General features: G+C 50.5%; 13 protein-coding genes and 1 pseudogene. 9 read left to right on the forward strand and 5 right to left on the reverse strand.

Annotation, left to right across the window (positions count from 1 at the left end; all coding sequences use genetic code 11):
• Position 1: 1 nt before the first annotated feature.
• Positions 2-595 (reverse strand): lytic transglycosylase domain-containing protein, encoded by a 594-nt coding sequence (locus MIB40_RS11325; protein WP_249694139.1) that lies wholly within the window; start codon positions 593-595, stop codon positions 2-4.
• Between the two features lie 19 nt (positions 596-614).
• Positions 615-2339: a proline--tRNA ligase gene (locus tag MIB40_RS11330; RefSeq protein WP_249694141.1), complete on the reverse strand. Its 1725-nt coding sequence runs from the start codon at positions 2337-2339 to the stop codon at positions 615-617.
• A 174-nt stretch (positions 2340-2513) separates the two neighbouring features.
• Between MIB40_RS11330 and MIB40_RS11335 the strand changes: the two genes are divergently transcribed.
• Positions 2514-2954: an HIT domain-containing protein gene (locus tag MIB40_RS11335; protein ID WP_249694143.1), complete on the forward strand. Its 441-nt coding sequence runs from the start codon at positions 2514-2516 to the stop codon at positions 2952-2954.
• Positions 2955-2961: 7 nt separating this feature from the next.
• A complete protein-coding gene (locus MIB40_RS11340; RefSeq protein ID WP_249694144.1) occupies positions 2962-3213 on the forward strand; it encodes a SlyX family protein in 252 nt (83 codons plus the stop codon).
• An 88-nt stretch (positions 3214-3301) separates the two neighbouring features.
• Here the strand turns inward: MIB40_RS11340 and MIB40_RS19870 are convergent.
• A pseudogene (locus tag MIB40_RS19870) lies at positions 3302-3502 on the reverse strand (cold shock domain-containing protein); the annotation flags it as partial.
• Positions 3503-4348: 846 nt separating this feature from the next.
• Here MIB40_RS19870 and MIB40_RS11350 point away from each other — a divergent pair.
• Complete coding sequence (locus MIB40_RS11350; protein WP_249694146.1) at positions 4349-4690, forward strand: HU family DNA-binding protein; 342 nt, start codon at positions 4349-4351, stop codon at positions 4688-4690.
• Between the two features lie 322 nt (positions 4691-5012).
• Here MIB40_RS11350 and MIB40_RS11355 read toward each other — a convergent pair whose 3' ends face one another.
• Both MIB40_RS11355 and MIB40_RS11360 read right to left on the reverse strand, forming a co-directional pair.
• On the reverse strand, positions 5013-6392 hold the full coding sequence (locus MIB40_RS11355) for an OprD family outer membrane porin (RefSeq protein ID WP_249694149.1): 1380 nt from the start codon (positions 6390-6392) through the stop codon (positions 5013-5015).
• Positions 6393-6658: 266 nt separating this feature from the next.
• Positions 6659-8056, reverse strand: coding sequence for an OprD family outer membrane porin (locus tag MIB40_RS11360; RefSeq protein WP_249694151.1), 1398 nt, complete (start codon positions 8054-8056; stop codon positions 6659-6661).
• Between the two features lie 583 nt (positions 8057-8639).
• On the opposite strand from MIB40_RS11360, the gene MIB40_RS11365 reads away from it, so the two are divergent.
• The 6 genes from MIB40_RS11365 (at position 8640) to ruvB (ending at position 14317) form a co-directional block, all read left to right on the forward strand.
• Complete coding sequence (locus MIB40_RS11365; RefSeq protein ID WP_249694153.1) at positions 8640-8888, forward strand: FmdB family zinc ribbon protein; 249 nt, start codon at positions 8640-8642, stop codon at positions 8886-8888.
• Positions 8889-9071: 183 nt separating this feature from the next.
• A complete protein-coding gene (aspS, locus tag MIB40_RS11370; RefSeq protein ID WP_249694155.1) occupies positions 9072-10856 on the forward strand; it encodes an aspartate--tRNA ligase in 1785 nt (594 codons plus the stop codon).
• Between the two features lie 86 nt (positions 10857-10942).
• Positions 10943-11689, forward strand: coding sequence for a YebC/PmpR family DNA-binding transcriptional regulator (locus MIB40_RS11375; protein ID WP_249694157.1), 747 nt, complete (start codon positions 10943-10945; stop codon positions 11687-11689).
• A 377-nt stretch (positions 11690-12066) separates the two neighbouring features.
• Positions 12067-12585, forward strand: a complete 519-nt coding sequence (gene ruvC, locus MIB40_RS11380) for a crossover junction endodeoxyribonuclease RuvC (RefSeq protein ID WP_249694159.1) — start codon at positions 12067-12069, stop codon at positions 12583-12585.
• A gap of 60 nt (positions 12586-12645) precedes the next feature.
• A complete protein-coding gene (gene ruvA, locus MIB40_RS11385; RefSeq protein WP_249694161.1) occupies positions 12646-13257 on the forward strand; it encodes a Holliday junction branch migration protein RuvA in 612 nt (203 codons plus the stop codon).
• Between the two features lie 46 nt (positions 13258-13303).
• Entirely contained in the window at positions 13304-14317 is a 1014-nt protein-coding gene (ruvB, locus tag MIB40_RS11390) for a Holliday junction branch migration DNA helicase RuvB (protein WP_249694163.1), read from the forward strand.
• The last annotated feature ends 9 nt before the right edge of the window (positions 14318-14326 follow it).

The following is a 14326-nucleotide window of genomic DNA, read 5'->3' on the forward strand; positions in this document are numbered from 1 at the left end:
CTCAGGATTCATGAACAAACCAGTGGTCGTACCAGGCGTTCATCACCCGTTCGGGATACCAGGTTTTGCCCAGGCTGCCGTTGTAACGGGCTAACCCCCGAATCAGGTTACCTTTCTCTTTTTTCAGATAGAAGGAGAGTATGGTGCAACCGTATCTGAGGTTGGTATCGATGTCGGTCAGGTTATCTTCCGGTCGGCCAATCTCATTTTTCCAAAAGGGCATCACCTGCATTAAGCCTTGCGCTCCGGCCGATGATACGGCGTAGCGGTTAAAACCACTCTCTACCTGAATCAGGGCCAAGACCAGTTCGGGTTGCAGATTCGCGCGAGTGGCTTCGCGGTGAATCTGCTGCAGCAACTTGAGTCGACGATTGTGATCCGGGATTCGGCGCTGTAAACGATTGGACATATCCAGCAGCCAGACCTGGGCATCGAAGCGATCCTCGAAGCTCTCGGATTGGTTGACGGTATCAACCAGCAGGGCTCGGAGATCGGGGTCAACCTCATCGGTTGCCAGTGCTGACAGCGGGGAAATAACCAGACAAAGCAACCCCAGGACTCGCAATAGCGAGGTTCCGGGTGTTGCTGTTGTCATGTGCCAACTCAATTTGTGCTCAGGCCTGAATCTGTTGTTGCAAGAAGCTGATAACAGAGTCGAGGTCCAGATCCTGTTTATCACTCTGGCGACGGTTTTTATACTCAACCTTACCTTCTTTCAAGCCCCGCTCGCCGATGACCAGACGATGAGGAATACCAATCAGTTCCATATCGGCAAATTTAACCCCCGGGCTGGTCTTCTTATCGCGATCATCCAGTAGAACGTCATAGCCCAGAGCCGTTAACTCGTTATAGAGCTTTTCGGTGGTTTCGCGTACCAGCTCAGATTTGTCCATCTGCATGGGAACAATACCAATCTGGTAAGGTGCAATCGCATCGGGCCAGATGATGCCCTGCTCATCATGGTTTTGTTCAATAGAGGCGGCTACAACGCGGGAAACACCGATCCCATAACACCCCATCGACATAACCACTTCCTTGCCATTCTCATTCAGTACAGTGGCGTTGAGGGCCTGGCTGTATTTGTCTCCCAACTGGAATATGTGACCAACTTCAATACCGCGTTTGATCACCAGCTTGCCATTACCACAGGGGCTTGGATCACCTTCGTGAACATTACGCAGGTCGGCGATCTGGGGTTCGGCGGCATCTCGTCCCCAATTAACATTGAAGTAATGTTGGTTTTCAATGTTGGCGCCGGCAGCGAAGTCGGCCATTTTGGCCACTGAGCGATCCGCAATGCACGGAATCGGCAAGTTCACAGGACCTAATGAGCCTGGGCCTGCGCCCACAGTCGCACGAATTTCCGCCTCGGTGGCAAAGCGTAAGGGACTTTCCACTTCGGGCATATTTTCTGCCTTGATTTCGTTCAGCTCATGATCACCCCGAACCAGCAGGGCGATAAACTCAGCCTCTGAAGCTTCGCTGGCAGCAACGATCAGGGTTTTGATGGTTTTCTCGATCGGCAGATCAAACTGGCTTACCAACTCTGCAATGGTATGGGCATCAGGTGTGTCGGTTAGCACCATCTCTGCGCCTGGAGTAGGGCGTTCACCGGAAGGTGCGAGTGCTTCTGCTTTTTCGATGTTGGCGGCGTAATCGCTACCGTCGCTGAAGACAATGGCGTCTTCACCAGAGGAGGCCAGGACATGAAACTCATGGGAACCGCTGCCACCAATCGATCCACTATCGGCCTCTACTGGACGATAATCGAGTTGCAGGCGATCAAAAATACGACAGTAGGTACTGTGCATATTGTCGTATGTGTCTTGTAAGGATGCCTGATTGGCGTGGAACGAGTAGGCGTCCTTCATCAGGAATTCCCGTGCACGCATCAAACCAAAGCGAGGGCGGATTTCGTCACGAAACTTGGTTTGCACCTGATAGAAGCTGAGCGGTAGTTGCTTGTAACTGTTCAGCTCATTGCGTGCCAGGTCGGTAATGACCTCTTCGTGGGTGGGGCCGACGCAGAACTCGCGATTATGGCGGTCATTGAGGCGTAGCAGTTCTGGACCATATTGCTGCCAGCGACCCGATTCCTGCCACAGTTCGGCCGGTTGTACCGCAGGCATAAGCACTTCCAAGGCACCACTGCGATCCATTTCCTCTCGTACAATGCGCTCTACTTTACGCAAGGTACGTAGCCCAAGGGGTAACCAGGTGTACAAGCCTGATGCCAGCTTGCGGATCATTCCCGCACGTAACATCAGCTGGTGACTGACGACCGCCGCATCAGCAGGGGTTTCCTTGAGAGTAGGGATCAGGGTTTGGCTTGTACGCATAAGAAGTAGAATCCGATGTCGGTAAAAGCGGACTATTTTACGGTGCCAGACCGGTGAATGCATCATCTGTCGCCTATTCTGTTCTAAGGTAGTCGGATCTGGCACAATCGCGGCCAATTTGAGAATGCTGGATTCTCTATATCGACTTAATGGCATGAATAATTGGAGAAGGCGATGGACGAATACGTATTGGATCCACAGCTGGACAAAGACACCATAAACATTGGTGATTTCCCCTTGTGCACCCTGTTATTAATGAACGACAGTAACTACCCCTGGTTTATCTTAGTGCCGAGGCGGGCTGGGGTGCAGGAGATATTTCAACTAAGCGAAGAGGACCAGCGCCAGCTGTTGTGGGAGTCCTGCTATGTCAGCGAAAAGCTGAAAGACCTGTATTCGGCCGATAAGATGAATGTAGCGGCTTTAGGGAACATGGTGCGACAGCTGCATTTACATCAGGTCGTTCGTTACGAAACAGATGTCGCCTGGCCAAAACCTGTATGGGGCGCGGTGAAAGCTAAGCCCTATACTCAACAAGGTTTGGTAGAGACTATTGAGCGACTTAAAATTGTTTTCACCATTCATCTTGAATTTGCTGATCAGCCAGGTATCTGAGACGACTATGAGCAACAAAGCATTCGCTGAAGCCGTGCAAACCGAGCAAATGGCTGGAATTCAAGATCAAGTGATCGACTTGCAGACCCAGCTGGCTTTTCAGGAAGACACCATTAACACCCTTAATGCCGTAGTCACCCGTCAGCAGCAACAGATTGATCGCATGGAAATTCAGCTCGAAAACCTGAAAAAGCGCTTTGAACTATTGCCCGATACGCAAGGCGAAGAGGTCGCTGATCAAAAGCCACCTCATTATTAAGACAAGAAAGGGCCAAGAGCCATTATCTCCAGACATTCGGAAATAATGGCTCTGTGTTTTTCAGGGGCGGATTCTTCTTATCCTGAGCTTAAATCGGTGTGACATCTTCGGCTTGCAGGCCTTTTTCACGTTCCGTCACGATAAAGCTGACTCGCTGACCGTCGGATAGGGTACGGTGACCCTCGCCGCGAATGGAACGAAAGTGAACAAAAAGGTCATCGCCACTCTGCCTTGTAATAAATCCAAAACCTTTGGATACGTTAAACCATTTCACGACACCCTCTTCGCGACCCTGGCTAACGCGTTTGCCTTTGATGGCTTTTGAGAACAACCGTTTTGGCAAGCGCTGTTGGGCGATGAAATGCATCAAAGCTCCGGTGATTAATAGCCAGATAGACAGAGGCAGCAATTGGACGTTTAGGCCGGCATCCAAACGAGCAAAACGCTCTGCGGTAACCATTAAGGAGGCCAGTAAAATCAACAGTGAGCCGATACCGGCGATGACTCTCAGGCTTGGACTGCGTGCGGATTTTAGGTAAATTCCCAAGAATAAATTAATTGCAGCAAAGGCGATTAACAATAGGCTTTCAGGTTGCTCCAGCACCTGGCTGGCGCTAAAGCCAGGATAAACCTCTGGATAGATTGAAATGATGAGGGTACCGCTTAACAGGCCAAGCAGCATTAGCGACAGGCCAAAAACAAGATGACAATACTTTAACAGCATTAGAAGGCATACCTTATGAAGGGCCAGTTAGGTTGGGTGGGTGCTTGAATAGTGCTTCGGGTCCTGTAGCGTCAGAGACATGGACTATTGACCCTGAGACTGTGCCGGCTATAAAGCCGCCAAGCCTTCCCCATTTGCAGTAGCTGACCTAGTTTATCTTTATGGTTATAAGTGTGTGATGAGCGGATTTCTCTATGAGCAAAAAATGCAGATCACGACAGCTCGCTTATTTAACCGCAACCATAGTACAACCTCAAATCAATAAATGCGCTCTAAGCCACGAAAAAGAGGGTGCTTTGTGCTGAAGTGTGTATTATATTTTTTTACCATGCTGCGATGAGCTGATTCATTTTGGCAGACAGCGATGGATACTGCAGCAGAACGATAATTAACTCTTGGGGAGTCAATCAGATGGCAGAGCAGAAGCGCAAAAAAACAGCGGTCAAAGACCGTTTTACCAAAACCCAGATTATGGGTGAAATCGCCGATAATACGGGTTTGAGCAAGAAAGAAGTGGCGGCTGTACTCGATGAGCTGTCAGTTCTGATGGAACGTCATATCAAGAAACGTTCCTGTGGTGAATTTACTCTGCCCGGGTTGCTCAAAGTAACCACCGTTAAAAAGCCGGCTGTAAAGGCGCGTAAAGGTATTAACCCCTTTACTGGTGAAGAAACGATGTTCAAAGCCAAGCCTGCAACCACTCAGGTAAAGGTGCGGCCTCTGAAGAAACTGAAAGATTTTGCCCTCAGCTGATCAGCCGTCAAGCATGATAAAAAGGCCCTCCCAGTGAGGGCTTTTTTTATGTACAGGATGTACATATGCAGCCCAAGACAATGAGGGTGGAAGTAGCGAAGCGAGGGTAACTATCAAGCCGCCATGATGCCGAAAGCAAAGGCGCAAGAGCGAATTGCCTTAAGCAATAATGAGGTGTCTGGTCGTTACCCGTTATGGAATGCTCATGTATTGGCAAGGCTGATTATGCTTGAAAGGTTTGAGCTAGCGGGATAACCGGCATACAGAATAAAAAAAGGGCTGCGAATGCAGCCCTTTTTCGACCTTAAGGATATGAATGCGTTTAGAACACGGAGATCGTGTAATCCACATACACACGGTGATCATCTTGTTCGATCACATCGAAGGTTTCACCGCTACGAGATGCTGGCGCATTGTTGCTGTAGCTGGCGTAGTTGTAGCTTAGGCTAAGGTCTTTGAGTGGCCCACCTTGAATGGTATAGCTGATCTTATACTCGCTTTCCCATTCGTTATACTCCTTGCCGTTGTCGGGATCTGCTCGATTACTGGATACCCATTCACCATCCTTGCCATAGGTGTAACTATAAGAGGCATTCAGGCCAGGTACGCCGAGTGAGGAAAAGTCATAGCTAAAGAGGCCCTGGTAGACGTCCTCTTCCTTGGCCAGGAAATCGGATACCTGCATGGATGTGTAGAGGTAAGTCATACCATGGTCGTATTCGCCTTTTTCATCCTGATACATGTAGTAGTAGGCTTTGTCGTCTTTGTTTTTGGTGTAAGTGAGGGCGAATGTCCAGTCATTGGTATTATATGCGGCACGAAGGCTGTAAGTCTTAGCGTCCAACTTGTCTGCTTTGGATGTGGTCGTCAGGGCGGTGGCATCCGTCCAAAGATTGCCGGCATCTTCAAAGGTGTAGTACTGAGCATCAAGATCGATACTGCGATCTTCACCCAACTTAAAGGTGTAATACGCATTTAGCATCAGTTTCTCGACGAAATCGTCAGATTCGCCGTAAGCTATTTCAGCGCCAAAGCCGCTGTCGTGGTTGTAAGTGGCACCGAATACGATGATGTCATCGATATCCTTACCACCAGCATCAAATTCTCGTGTTCCGCTTTGGTTACGAGGCGACCATTCATCAGTATAAACGGCATAAAAACCGAAGTCGGCTATAGATAGCTGGCCCTGCACGGCATCGAAGCTGCTAGGGGTCAGTCGGGAGCCAGAGCTGGCGACAATCGGGTTGTCCAGTACCATGCGGCCGGCTTGCAGGTTGATCATGTCCAGTGCCTGAAGTTTCACGAACCCCTGGCCTAGCTTGCCGTAATTATTGATATCCCCACTGTCTCCTTGGGGGAGTAAGTCGCCACTGGTGTTGGAATCCTCGTCGGCAGCAAGCTTAACAGCGCCATAGTAAGACACGTCAGCACCGATGCCGAAGTCTTCTGTGCCAAAGTAGCCGGAGCTGAAGTTAACTTCGGCGCTCTGAGCCCATTGCCGAATCTCTTTCTTTTCGCCCAATACGTTGTGCTCAAAACCGCCGTATTTGTCGGTTTTGCTGAAGTACGCGTTACGCAGTTTGATGTCTAGGGTGCTGTCGTCGACCATTTTGGTCATCATATCGGCGCTGGCCGAGCAGCTGGTGTTGGCCGCCAGTACGGCGATTGCCGAAGACAGCAAAGTCTTGTTAAAAGAACGCATGAGTTCCACTCCTGTGTGACAGATAGTTGTTGTTGCTCAAATGACCAGGCAGGTAATGAAAACTGCCGTTCCCCTTGCCATTAATAGAACATTAACCTATTGATATTTACGTCAGGGAGCTGGATCTGTCAAGAAAACAGCAGGATTGGTGTGGCTTTTAAGTGGTGGTTGGCTTTGTTGGAAGGTTGGCTGAATAAATTGGGGGCAAAAAAAACCACCGCCGAAGCGGTGGTTTTAACACTATCAAACTCTAGTCTCAGGCGAGATTAGAATACAGACAGAGTGTAAGAGGTGATGAAACGGAAGTCATCCAGCTCAAGTTCCTTATCACCTGTCTCGTTGGTGTCGTACTCATACTGAGCGTAACGAAGGTGGAACTTCAGGCCTTTAGCCGCACCAGACTGGATGGTGTAAGCAGCTTCCAGGTCCAGTTCGGTTTCGTCAGCATCTTTAGTGGAGCCAAGAGAATCCTTGTCTACTTCACCATCAATGTAGCGAGCCATCAGAGTCAAACCAGGTACACCCAGGTCAGCAAAGTCGAGATCACCACGAACTTGGTAAGAGGTTTCACCGTTTTCGTGGAAATCACCAATCTGTACGGAGTTACGACCGTAAAAACCGGTATCGTCATCGCCACCTTCCCAAGAGTAGGCTGCTGTATCAAAACCAAAGCCGTCATCGGCATCCTGTTGCTCAACTGCTTGATATGAAACAGATACTTTGGCTGGGCCGAAGCTAAGGCTGGCGCCTAAGTCGTACCAGTAAATATCATCTTCCTTGTTTCCGTCAGCTTTGTTTTCGTCTTCGAAATCACCAATCAGAGAAGCAGATCCATATTGAGAGCCCAAAGCGAGGTTTACATTGTCTGTCAGATCGAAATCAATATCTGCAGCAAGGTAGTAGCCTTGCAAATTGTTGGTTTGCTTACCGTAAGCGGCAGAAATCAGCAGGCCGTTGCCCAAACCGGCAAAATTGTAGTCGCCACCAACAACGTAGACGTTCTCTTTATCGCCGTTTACTTCGTACTCAGAAGTGCCTGAGTTGGTCTTCGCTGAGCCGCCAGTTACTACCTGTCCGTATAGATTCAGGTTTTCCCAAGCAGTAGAGCGGATCTGGCCACCTTCACGAACAGAGGGAAGGTTGCGAGAGTCGGAATCGTTAACCATTGGGCCGGACATGCGGAACTGACCTGCTTTAATCATGGCCATGTCGGCGATGCTAAGCTTCAATGCTGCACCAGCTTTACCGTGGCTTTCTTGTTTGCCGCCAGAGCACTTGGCATCCGCGCCTTTGTGAACATCGATATCACTTGGGCAATCCCCTTTTAGGGTCCCTAGGCCACCTTCGCCACTGTCACCTGCCAGTTTTTGGTTATAGTAAGCATAAGCATCTACACCGACTTTAACCACATCGTTACCGGCCATGCCGGAGGCGAAGTCGAAGCGGAAAGCCTGAGCCCAAGATTGTTGCTCGGAATCTTGGCCTTTGTTGAAGCCGTTATTATCACGATCGCGATCGTGGAAGAAGTTACGCAAGTGCAGAGACAGAGAGCTATCGTTAGCAAACTGGCTCCATGCCTGAGCGGCGTCAGCCTGTGCAACGGTAGATACAGAGGAAGCGGCTACAACAGCAGCTGCCAATGCAGAGATTTTAAAAGCGTTCATATAAGACCTACTCCTAAGGTTTCGTGTGTTGTTGAGTCGTGAACTTACCCCAAGTACGACCCAAAAATTCCAGTTGCCTCAGCTCAAATGGCAGCTGATGCATCCGGGAATCATATTCGCTCATCATTATGAACGATTGATGACAACAGTTTGTAATAAAAATAACGGAAGAATGCAACGGTAAATACGGATTGAGCGCGTAAATACCGAAAAAAGTGATCTTGAACAAATAAAACTGTCTAAAAAGCACTCTTTGGCTGGTACGAAAGGCCTAAAAAGAACTTTTTGATCCTTGGTTTGCGGGTCTCGACAATACTACTTTGGGCTAATCTTTGCGTGGTTCACGACGGACTAAATCTGTCTGCTGATGGTCTATTTTGTCGCTTTTTTATTTTTAGCTTGTGTTGTGGTTTTTTAGTTTCTTCGGGATTGCCATATTTTGGTTGAATCGGGGTATAATCGCGCGCCTTGTTGGGTGGGTTGCCTGTTCGAAGGCGGCAGGATCTTGCGATTGTCGATCCGGGATTTCCACACAAAAATAAGTTCAAGATCTAAAGCAGTAGAAAGAGTTACGGGTTCAATTATGCCGATTTATGAATATAGCTGCGCTGCCTGTGGTGAGAGTCACGAAGCGATCCAGAAAATTAGCGATCAACCTCTGACCTGTTGTCCGCATTGTGAAGCAGATGCCTTGAGTAAAATGATATCGGCCCCGGGTTTTCGTTTGGCCGGTGGTGGCTGGTATGAGACGGATTTTAAGACGGGCAGCAAGAAGAATCTGGCCGGAGATAACGGAGCCAAGAAGGGCTCTGACGATATGGCCAAGGCTTGATGTCAGCAAAACTTCGACCTTTATACTGGCCATTGGCGGCCCTGCAGGCCGTGTCTGGTTGTTGACTGTGGCATTCAATAGGATAGGGTGCACTCAACATATAGCCTCAGCAGCCTTAGGTTGCTGAAGATTCCAGCCTACAAGGCTAACTACAACCATTATTTGAGAAACAGGATACCAATTATGCGCAGTCAGTATTGCGGCGAACTCAACAGCTCACACATCGATCAGCAGGTTACACTCTGCGGTTGGGTGCACCGTCGTCGGGATCACGGTGGTGTGATCTTTCTGGATTTGCGCGATCGTGATGGTATCGCTCAGGTGGTTTTTGACCCGGATACCGAAGAGCACTTTGAGCTGGCCGATAAAGTCCGCAATGAATATGTGATTCAGGTTAAGGGGCGAGTGCGTGCACGACCTGAGGGTACGGTGAATTCTGAAATGCCAACCGGCGAAATCGAGGTGCTGGGTAAAGAGCTGGTTATTCTGAACAGTGCCGCGACGCCTCCTTTCCAGCTTGATGAGCATCAGAGTGTCGGTGAAGATGTGCGTCTCAAGTATCGCTATGTCGATTTACGTCGTCCGGAAATGCAGCAGAAGCTGCGTTTTCGCTCACGGATCACGACGGCTATTCGCAACTACCTCGATGATAACGGCTTTTTGGATATTGAAACTCCGATTTTGACCCGTGCCACCCCTGAGGGGGCGCGTGACTATCTGGTGCCAAGCCGAACCCATGCCAATAATTTCTTTGCTCTGCCCCAGTCGCCCCAGCTGTTTAAGCAGCTACTGATGGTCTCCGGCTTTGACCGCTACTACCAGATTGCCAAGTGCTTTCGCGATGAAGACCTGCGTGCGGACCGTCAGCCTGAATTTACCCAGATCGATATTGAGACCTCTTTTATGAATGAAGAGGAGATCATGGGAATGGCAGAGGGGATGATCCGACAGATGTTCGAGCGTTTGCTTGAGGTTGATCTGGGCGATTTCCCTCGCATGCCTTATCTCGAAGCGATGCAGCGTTACGGCAGTGATAAACCCGATTTGAGAATCCCGCTCGAACTGGTTGATGTTGACGACCTGATGCAGCAAGTCGACTTTAAAGTCTTTAATGGCCCAGCCAACGATCCGAAAGGCCGTGTTGCGGCCTTGAAAGTGACCGGCGGTGCGACCCTGAGTCGTAAGCAGATCGATGACTACACCAAGTACATCAGCATTTATGGTGCGCGTGGGTTGGCCTGGATCAAGGTTAATGACGTAGAGAAAGGTATCGAAGGCCTCCAGTCGCCCATCATCAAGTTTATGCCTGCTGAGGTCGTTATGGCTCTGATGGAGCGGGTAGAAGCCGCTAACGGTGATATCGTCTTCTTTGGTGCCGATAAGGCAAAAATTGTTAATGAATCTCTGGGTCACCTGCGCTTGAAGCTGGGTGAAGATCTCGATCTGTACACCTGCGAGTGGGCGCCATTGTGGGTGGTTGATTTCCCCATGTTCGAGGAGGATGGCAATGGTGGGCTGACGTCACTTCATCACCCGTTTACGGCGCCATCCTGCACACCGGAGGCGTTGATCGAGCAGCCCGAGCAGGCGCTTTCCAGGGCTTATGATATGGTTCTGAATGGTTGTGAGCTTGGTGGTGGTTCGATTCGTATTCACGATCAGGCCATGCAGCAAACTGTATTCAAAGTGTTGGGTATCGAAGATGAGGAAGCGCGTGAAAAGTTTGGCTTCCTGCTGGATGCACTGCAATTCGGTTGCCCTCCTCATGGTGGTTTGGCCTTTGGCCTGGATCGTCTCGTTATGCTGATGACGGGCGCTCAGTCTATTCGTGAAGTGATCGCCTTCCCGAAAACCCAAAGCGCCGCCTGCGTCATGACGGATGCACCAGGGACTGTCAGTGCGCCACAGCTGCGCGAGCTGCATATCCGTTTGCGTCAGGTGGAAAGCAAGGCCGAAGCCAAAGACTAGTGTTGATGGCTGGTTCGGCTGTTTAATGTGCGAATAGCACGTTATTAGCCAGTCAGGCTTTTTTGGTAAAAGGGTAGGAGGGTTTTATGGCGGGTCATAGCAAATGGGCGAACATCAAGCACCGTAAAGCAGCCCAGGATGCCAAAAGGGGTAAGGTATTTACCAAGATCATTCGTGAGCTGACCGTTGCTGCCAAGCAGGGCGGCCCGGCTCCCGAGGATAATCCCCGCCTGCGTGCTGTGATGGATAAAGCCCTGGCTGCCAATATGACGCGCGATACCATTGATCGTGCGGTCGCTCGTGGAGCCGGTACCAATGAAGCGGACAATGTCGAAGAGCTGGTGTACGAAGGGTATGGGAATTCCGGTGTCGCGGTTTTGGTGGAAGTGATGACCGATAACCGTAATCGCACGGTGGCCGAAGTGCGGCATGCCTTTTCCAAGCGGGGAGGCAATTTGGGTACCGATGGCTCGGTCGCTTATCTGTTTTCCCGTAAGGGTCAAATATTTTTTGAGCCTGGTGCGGATGAAGAGAAGGTGATGGATGCGGCGCTGGAAGCCGGGGCCGAGGATGTATTGACCCATGAGGATGGTTCTATCGAGGTGATCACCGACTGGACCGAGTTTGGTGCCATCAAAGATAGTCTGGAAGCCTCGGGCGTAGTGGCCGCGGGCGGTGAGGTCAGTATGGTGGCCTCGACTACGGTAGAACTGGACCAGAAATCAGCCGAAAAGGTAATGGCGTTGGTGGAGCATTTGGAAGATCTGGATGACGTTCAGAACGTTTACACCAACGCTGAGATACCGGATGCAGTGTTATCAGCAATGGAATAATTGCTACCCCTCGTCGTGGAATAAAAAAAGAGCGCTGATGCGCTCTTTTTTTGTGGCTGACAGCCTTGGTGACATGGGGGGCAAGGGTCAGAGATAAAGGTTGACCCCTAGCAGAAGAATAAAGAGTGCCGAGGTAATCAACAGAATTTTCAGCATGGTGGAAACGCGTTCGCTCATGAGAAGGCCATCAACGGGGACTCATCGCAGAATAGGAGGAAAGCGAACGCTATTACATAGCAGTTTTGTAACCGGTGATAACGATCGGTTACGGCATTGGCTGGTTCGGTAGTTTGCAGCTATGTTCAGAGGCCGCTTTCACAATCTAGTGTATATGTGTACAGTATGTCGAAAGTTTAATGGAGCAGGCGTTAATAAATATGACGTTGATATTGGGCATCGATCCAGGGTCTCGCATTACCGGTTATGGCGTGATAAATCAGGTGGGTGCCCTGAGCGAATATGTGGCCAGTGGTTGTATTCGTATAAAGGGGGAAGCCTTACCTGAGCGTTTGCATCAGGTGTTCCTGGGTATTAACGAAGTTATCGAGCTATACAGCCCACAAACGGTGGGTATCGAGCAGGTTTTTATGTCCCGCAATGCGGATTCGGCATTGAAACTTGGTCAAGCCCGCGGCGCCGCGATTGTGGCGGCGGTCAATCAGGGCTTGGAAGTAGAGGAGTACTCTGCACGCCAGGTAAAACAGTCGGTCGTAGGTAATGGTGGTGCTGATAAGAGCCAGGTTCAGCATATGGTTCAGTCTATTCTCAAGCTTGAAAGTAAGCCTCAGGCTGATGCCGCCGATGCTTTGGCTGTGGCTTTATGCCATGCCCATACACGGCAAGGGATGGTGCGTATGGCGGGCGCTTCGAAGATTCGCAGGGGTCGGCTACGGTAAATAATATGACTTTAGAGTGTGGCATGGTAATTGTTGCCGGTAATGGAGAGTGAGGGGTAGATGATAGGTCGATTGCGTGGGCTCTTGCTGGAGAAACAACCGCCTAACCTGCTGATTGAAGTTGGAGGGGTGGGTTATGAGGTGGATGCGCCGATGAGTGTTTTCTATCGTTTGCCCGAGTTGGGGCAAGAAGTGACCCTGTACACCCATTTTGTGGTGAGAGAAGATGCCCAGTTGTTATACGGGTTTGCTGACAGGCAGGAACGCGAACTGTTTCGTACCCTGATCCGTGTTAATGGGGTGGGCCCTAAATTGGCCCTGACTATACTCTCCGGTATTGAGGCACCCGCTTTTGTGCGCTGTGTGAATGACAATGACAGCGCTTCCTTGGTTAAATTGCCCGGAGTGGGTAAGAAAACCGCCGAGCGCCTGATCGTTGAAATGCGTGATAAATTGGACGGGTTGAATATTGCGGGTTCTGGCGACCTGTCCGAGATGCAAGCCGCAGCCGGTAATGCACCGGTCGTCGAACAGAGTGCCGTGCAGGATGCAGTCAGTGCCCTGGTGGCCCTGGGGTATAAGCCAGCCGAGGCCAGTCGAGCGGTTGCGCGAGCCGAAGAAGGGTTGTCCAGTGAAGAGATCATTCGACAGGCTTTAAAGGGTATGGGCTAGCTTGCGGACAATCGTTTTAAAACTTAACAGGTGAAGTAGCTAATCAATGATCGATTCAGATCGAATACTGACCACGGCTGGTAACTCGCTTGAAGAAGCGCAAGACAGGGCAATTCGCCCTTCACGCCTTGCTGACTATGTCGGCCAGCCAGTGGTGCGTGAGCAGATGGAAATTTTTATCAGCGCGGCCCGTAACCGCGATGAAGCGCTGGACCATACCTTGATTTTTGGCCCTCCCGGATTGGGCAAAACCACGCTGGCGAATATACTGGCCGCGGAAATGGGGGTGCAGCTCAAGACGACTTCTGGCCCAGTACTCGAGAAAGCCGGTGATTTGGCGGCCATGCTGACTAACCTTGAGCCTGGCGATCTGTTATTTATTGATGAAATCCACCGTCTCAGCCCAATGGTTGAAGAGGTGTTGTACCCCGCGATGGAAGACTATCAGCTCGATATTATGATTGGCGAGGGGCCCGCAGCCCGCTCCATCAAACTGGATCTTCCCCCTTTTACCCTGGTGGGGGCCACAACTCGGGCCGGTTTGTTGACGTCGCCGCTGCGTGATCGTTTTGGTATCGTGCAGCGCCTTGAATTCTATTCGGTCGCAGATCTGACCCACATTGTCAGTCGTTCTGCCGGTATTTTGGGGGTGGCTATTGATCAGGCTGGAGCCGGAGAGATTGCTCGGCGGTCTCGAGGCACTCCGCGTATTGCCAATCGATTATTACGCCGGGTGCGGGACTTTGCCGAGGTCAAGGGGGAGGGGCGAGTGTGTCAGGATATAGCTGACAAGGCCCTGAATATGCTTGATGTGGATCATCAGGGCTTTGATCATATGGATCGAAGGCTGTTACTGGCAATGATTGACAAGTTTGATGGCGGTCCGGTCGGCATAGACAGTATGGCGGCGGCCATCAGCGAAGAGCGTGACACCATAGAGGATGTTCTGGAGCCCTACTTGATTCAGCAGGGTTTTATCATGCGTACACCTCGTGGGCGGGTTGTGACTCGTCACGCTTATCTGCACTTCGGCCTGCCTGTGCCCGGCGGTGAGGCTTGAGTGGGAGGT

Origin of the sequence: Aestuariirhabdus haliotis (assembly GCF_023509475.1) — a bacterium.
Classification (GTDB): Bacteria; Pseudomonadota; Gammaproteobacteria; order Pseudomonadales; family Aestuariirhabdaceae; genus Aestuariirhabdus; species Aestuariirhabdus haliotis.

Coding starts and splice junctions, on each gene's coding strand:
- MIB40_RS11325 (WP_249694139.1), bottom strand. CDS start 595: ATGACAACAGCAACACCCGGAACCTCGCTATTGCGAGTCCTGGGGTTG.
- MIB40_RS11330 (WP_249694141.1), bottom strand. CDS start 2,339: ATGCGTACAAGCCAAACCCTGATCCCTACTCTCAAGGAAACCCCTGCT.
- MIB40_RS11335 (WP_249694143.1), top strand. CDS start 2,514: ATGGACGAATACGTATTGGATCCACAGCTGGACAAAGACACCATAAAC.
- MIB40_RS11340 (WP_249694144.1), top strand. CDS start 2,962: ATGAGCAACAAAGCATTCGCTGAAGCCGTGCAAACCGAGCAAATGGCT.
- MIB40_RS11350 (WP_249694146.1), top strand. CDS start 4,349: ATGGCAGAGCAGAAGCGCAAAAAAACAGCGGTCAAAGACCGTTTTACC.
- MIB40_RS11355 (WP_249694149.1), bottom strand. CDS start 6,392: ATGCGTTCTTTTAACAAGACTTTGCTGTCTTCGGCAATCGCCGTACTG.
- MIB40_RS11360 (WP_249694151.1), bottom strand. CDS start 8,056: ATGAACGCTTTTAAAATCTCTGCATTGGCAGCTGCTGTTGTAGCCGCT.
- MIB40_RS11365 (WP_249694153.1), top strand. CDS start 8,640: ATGCCGATTTATGAATATAGCTGCGCTGCCTGTGGTGAGAGTCACGAA.
- aspS (WP_249694155.1), top strand. CDS start 9,072: ATGCGCAGTCAGTATTGCGGCGAACTCAACAGCTCACACATCGATCAG.
- MIB40_RS11375 (WP_249694157.1), top strand. CDS start 10,943: ATGGCGGGTCATAGCAAATGGGCGAACATCAAGCACCGTAAAGCAGCC.
- ruvC (WP_249694159.1), top strand. CDS start 12,067: ATGACGTTGATATTGGGCATCGATCCAGGGTCTCGCATTACCGGTTAT.
- ruvA (WP_249694161.1), top strand. CDS start 12,646: ATGATAGGTCGATTGCGTGGGCTCTTGCTGGAGAAACAACCGCCTAAC.
- ruvB (WP_249694163.1), top strand. CDS start 13,304: ATGATCGATTCAGATCGAATACTGACCACGGCTGGTAACTCGCTTGAA.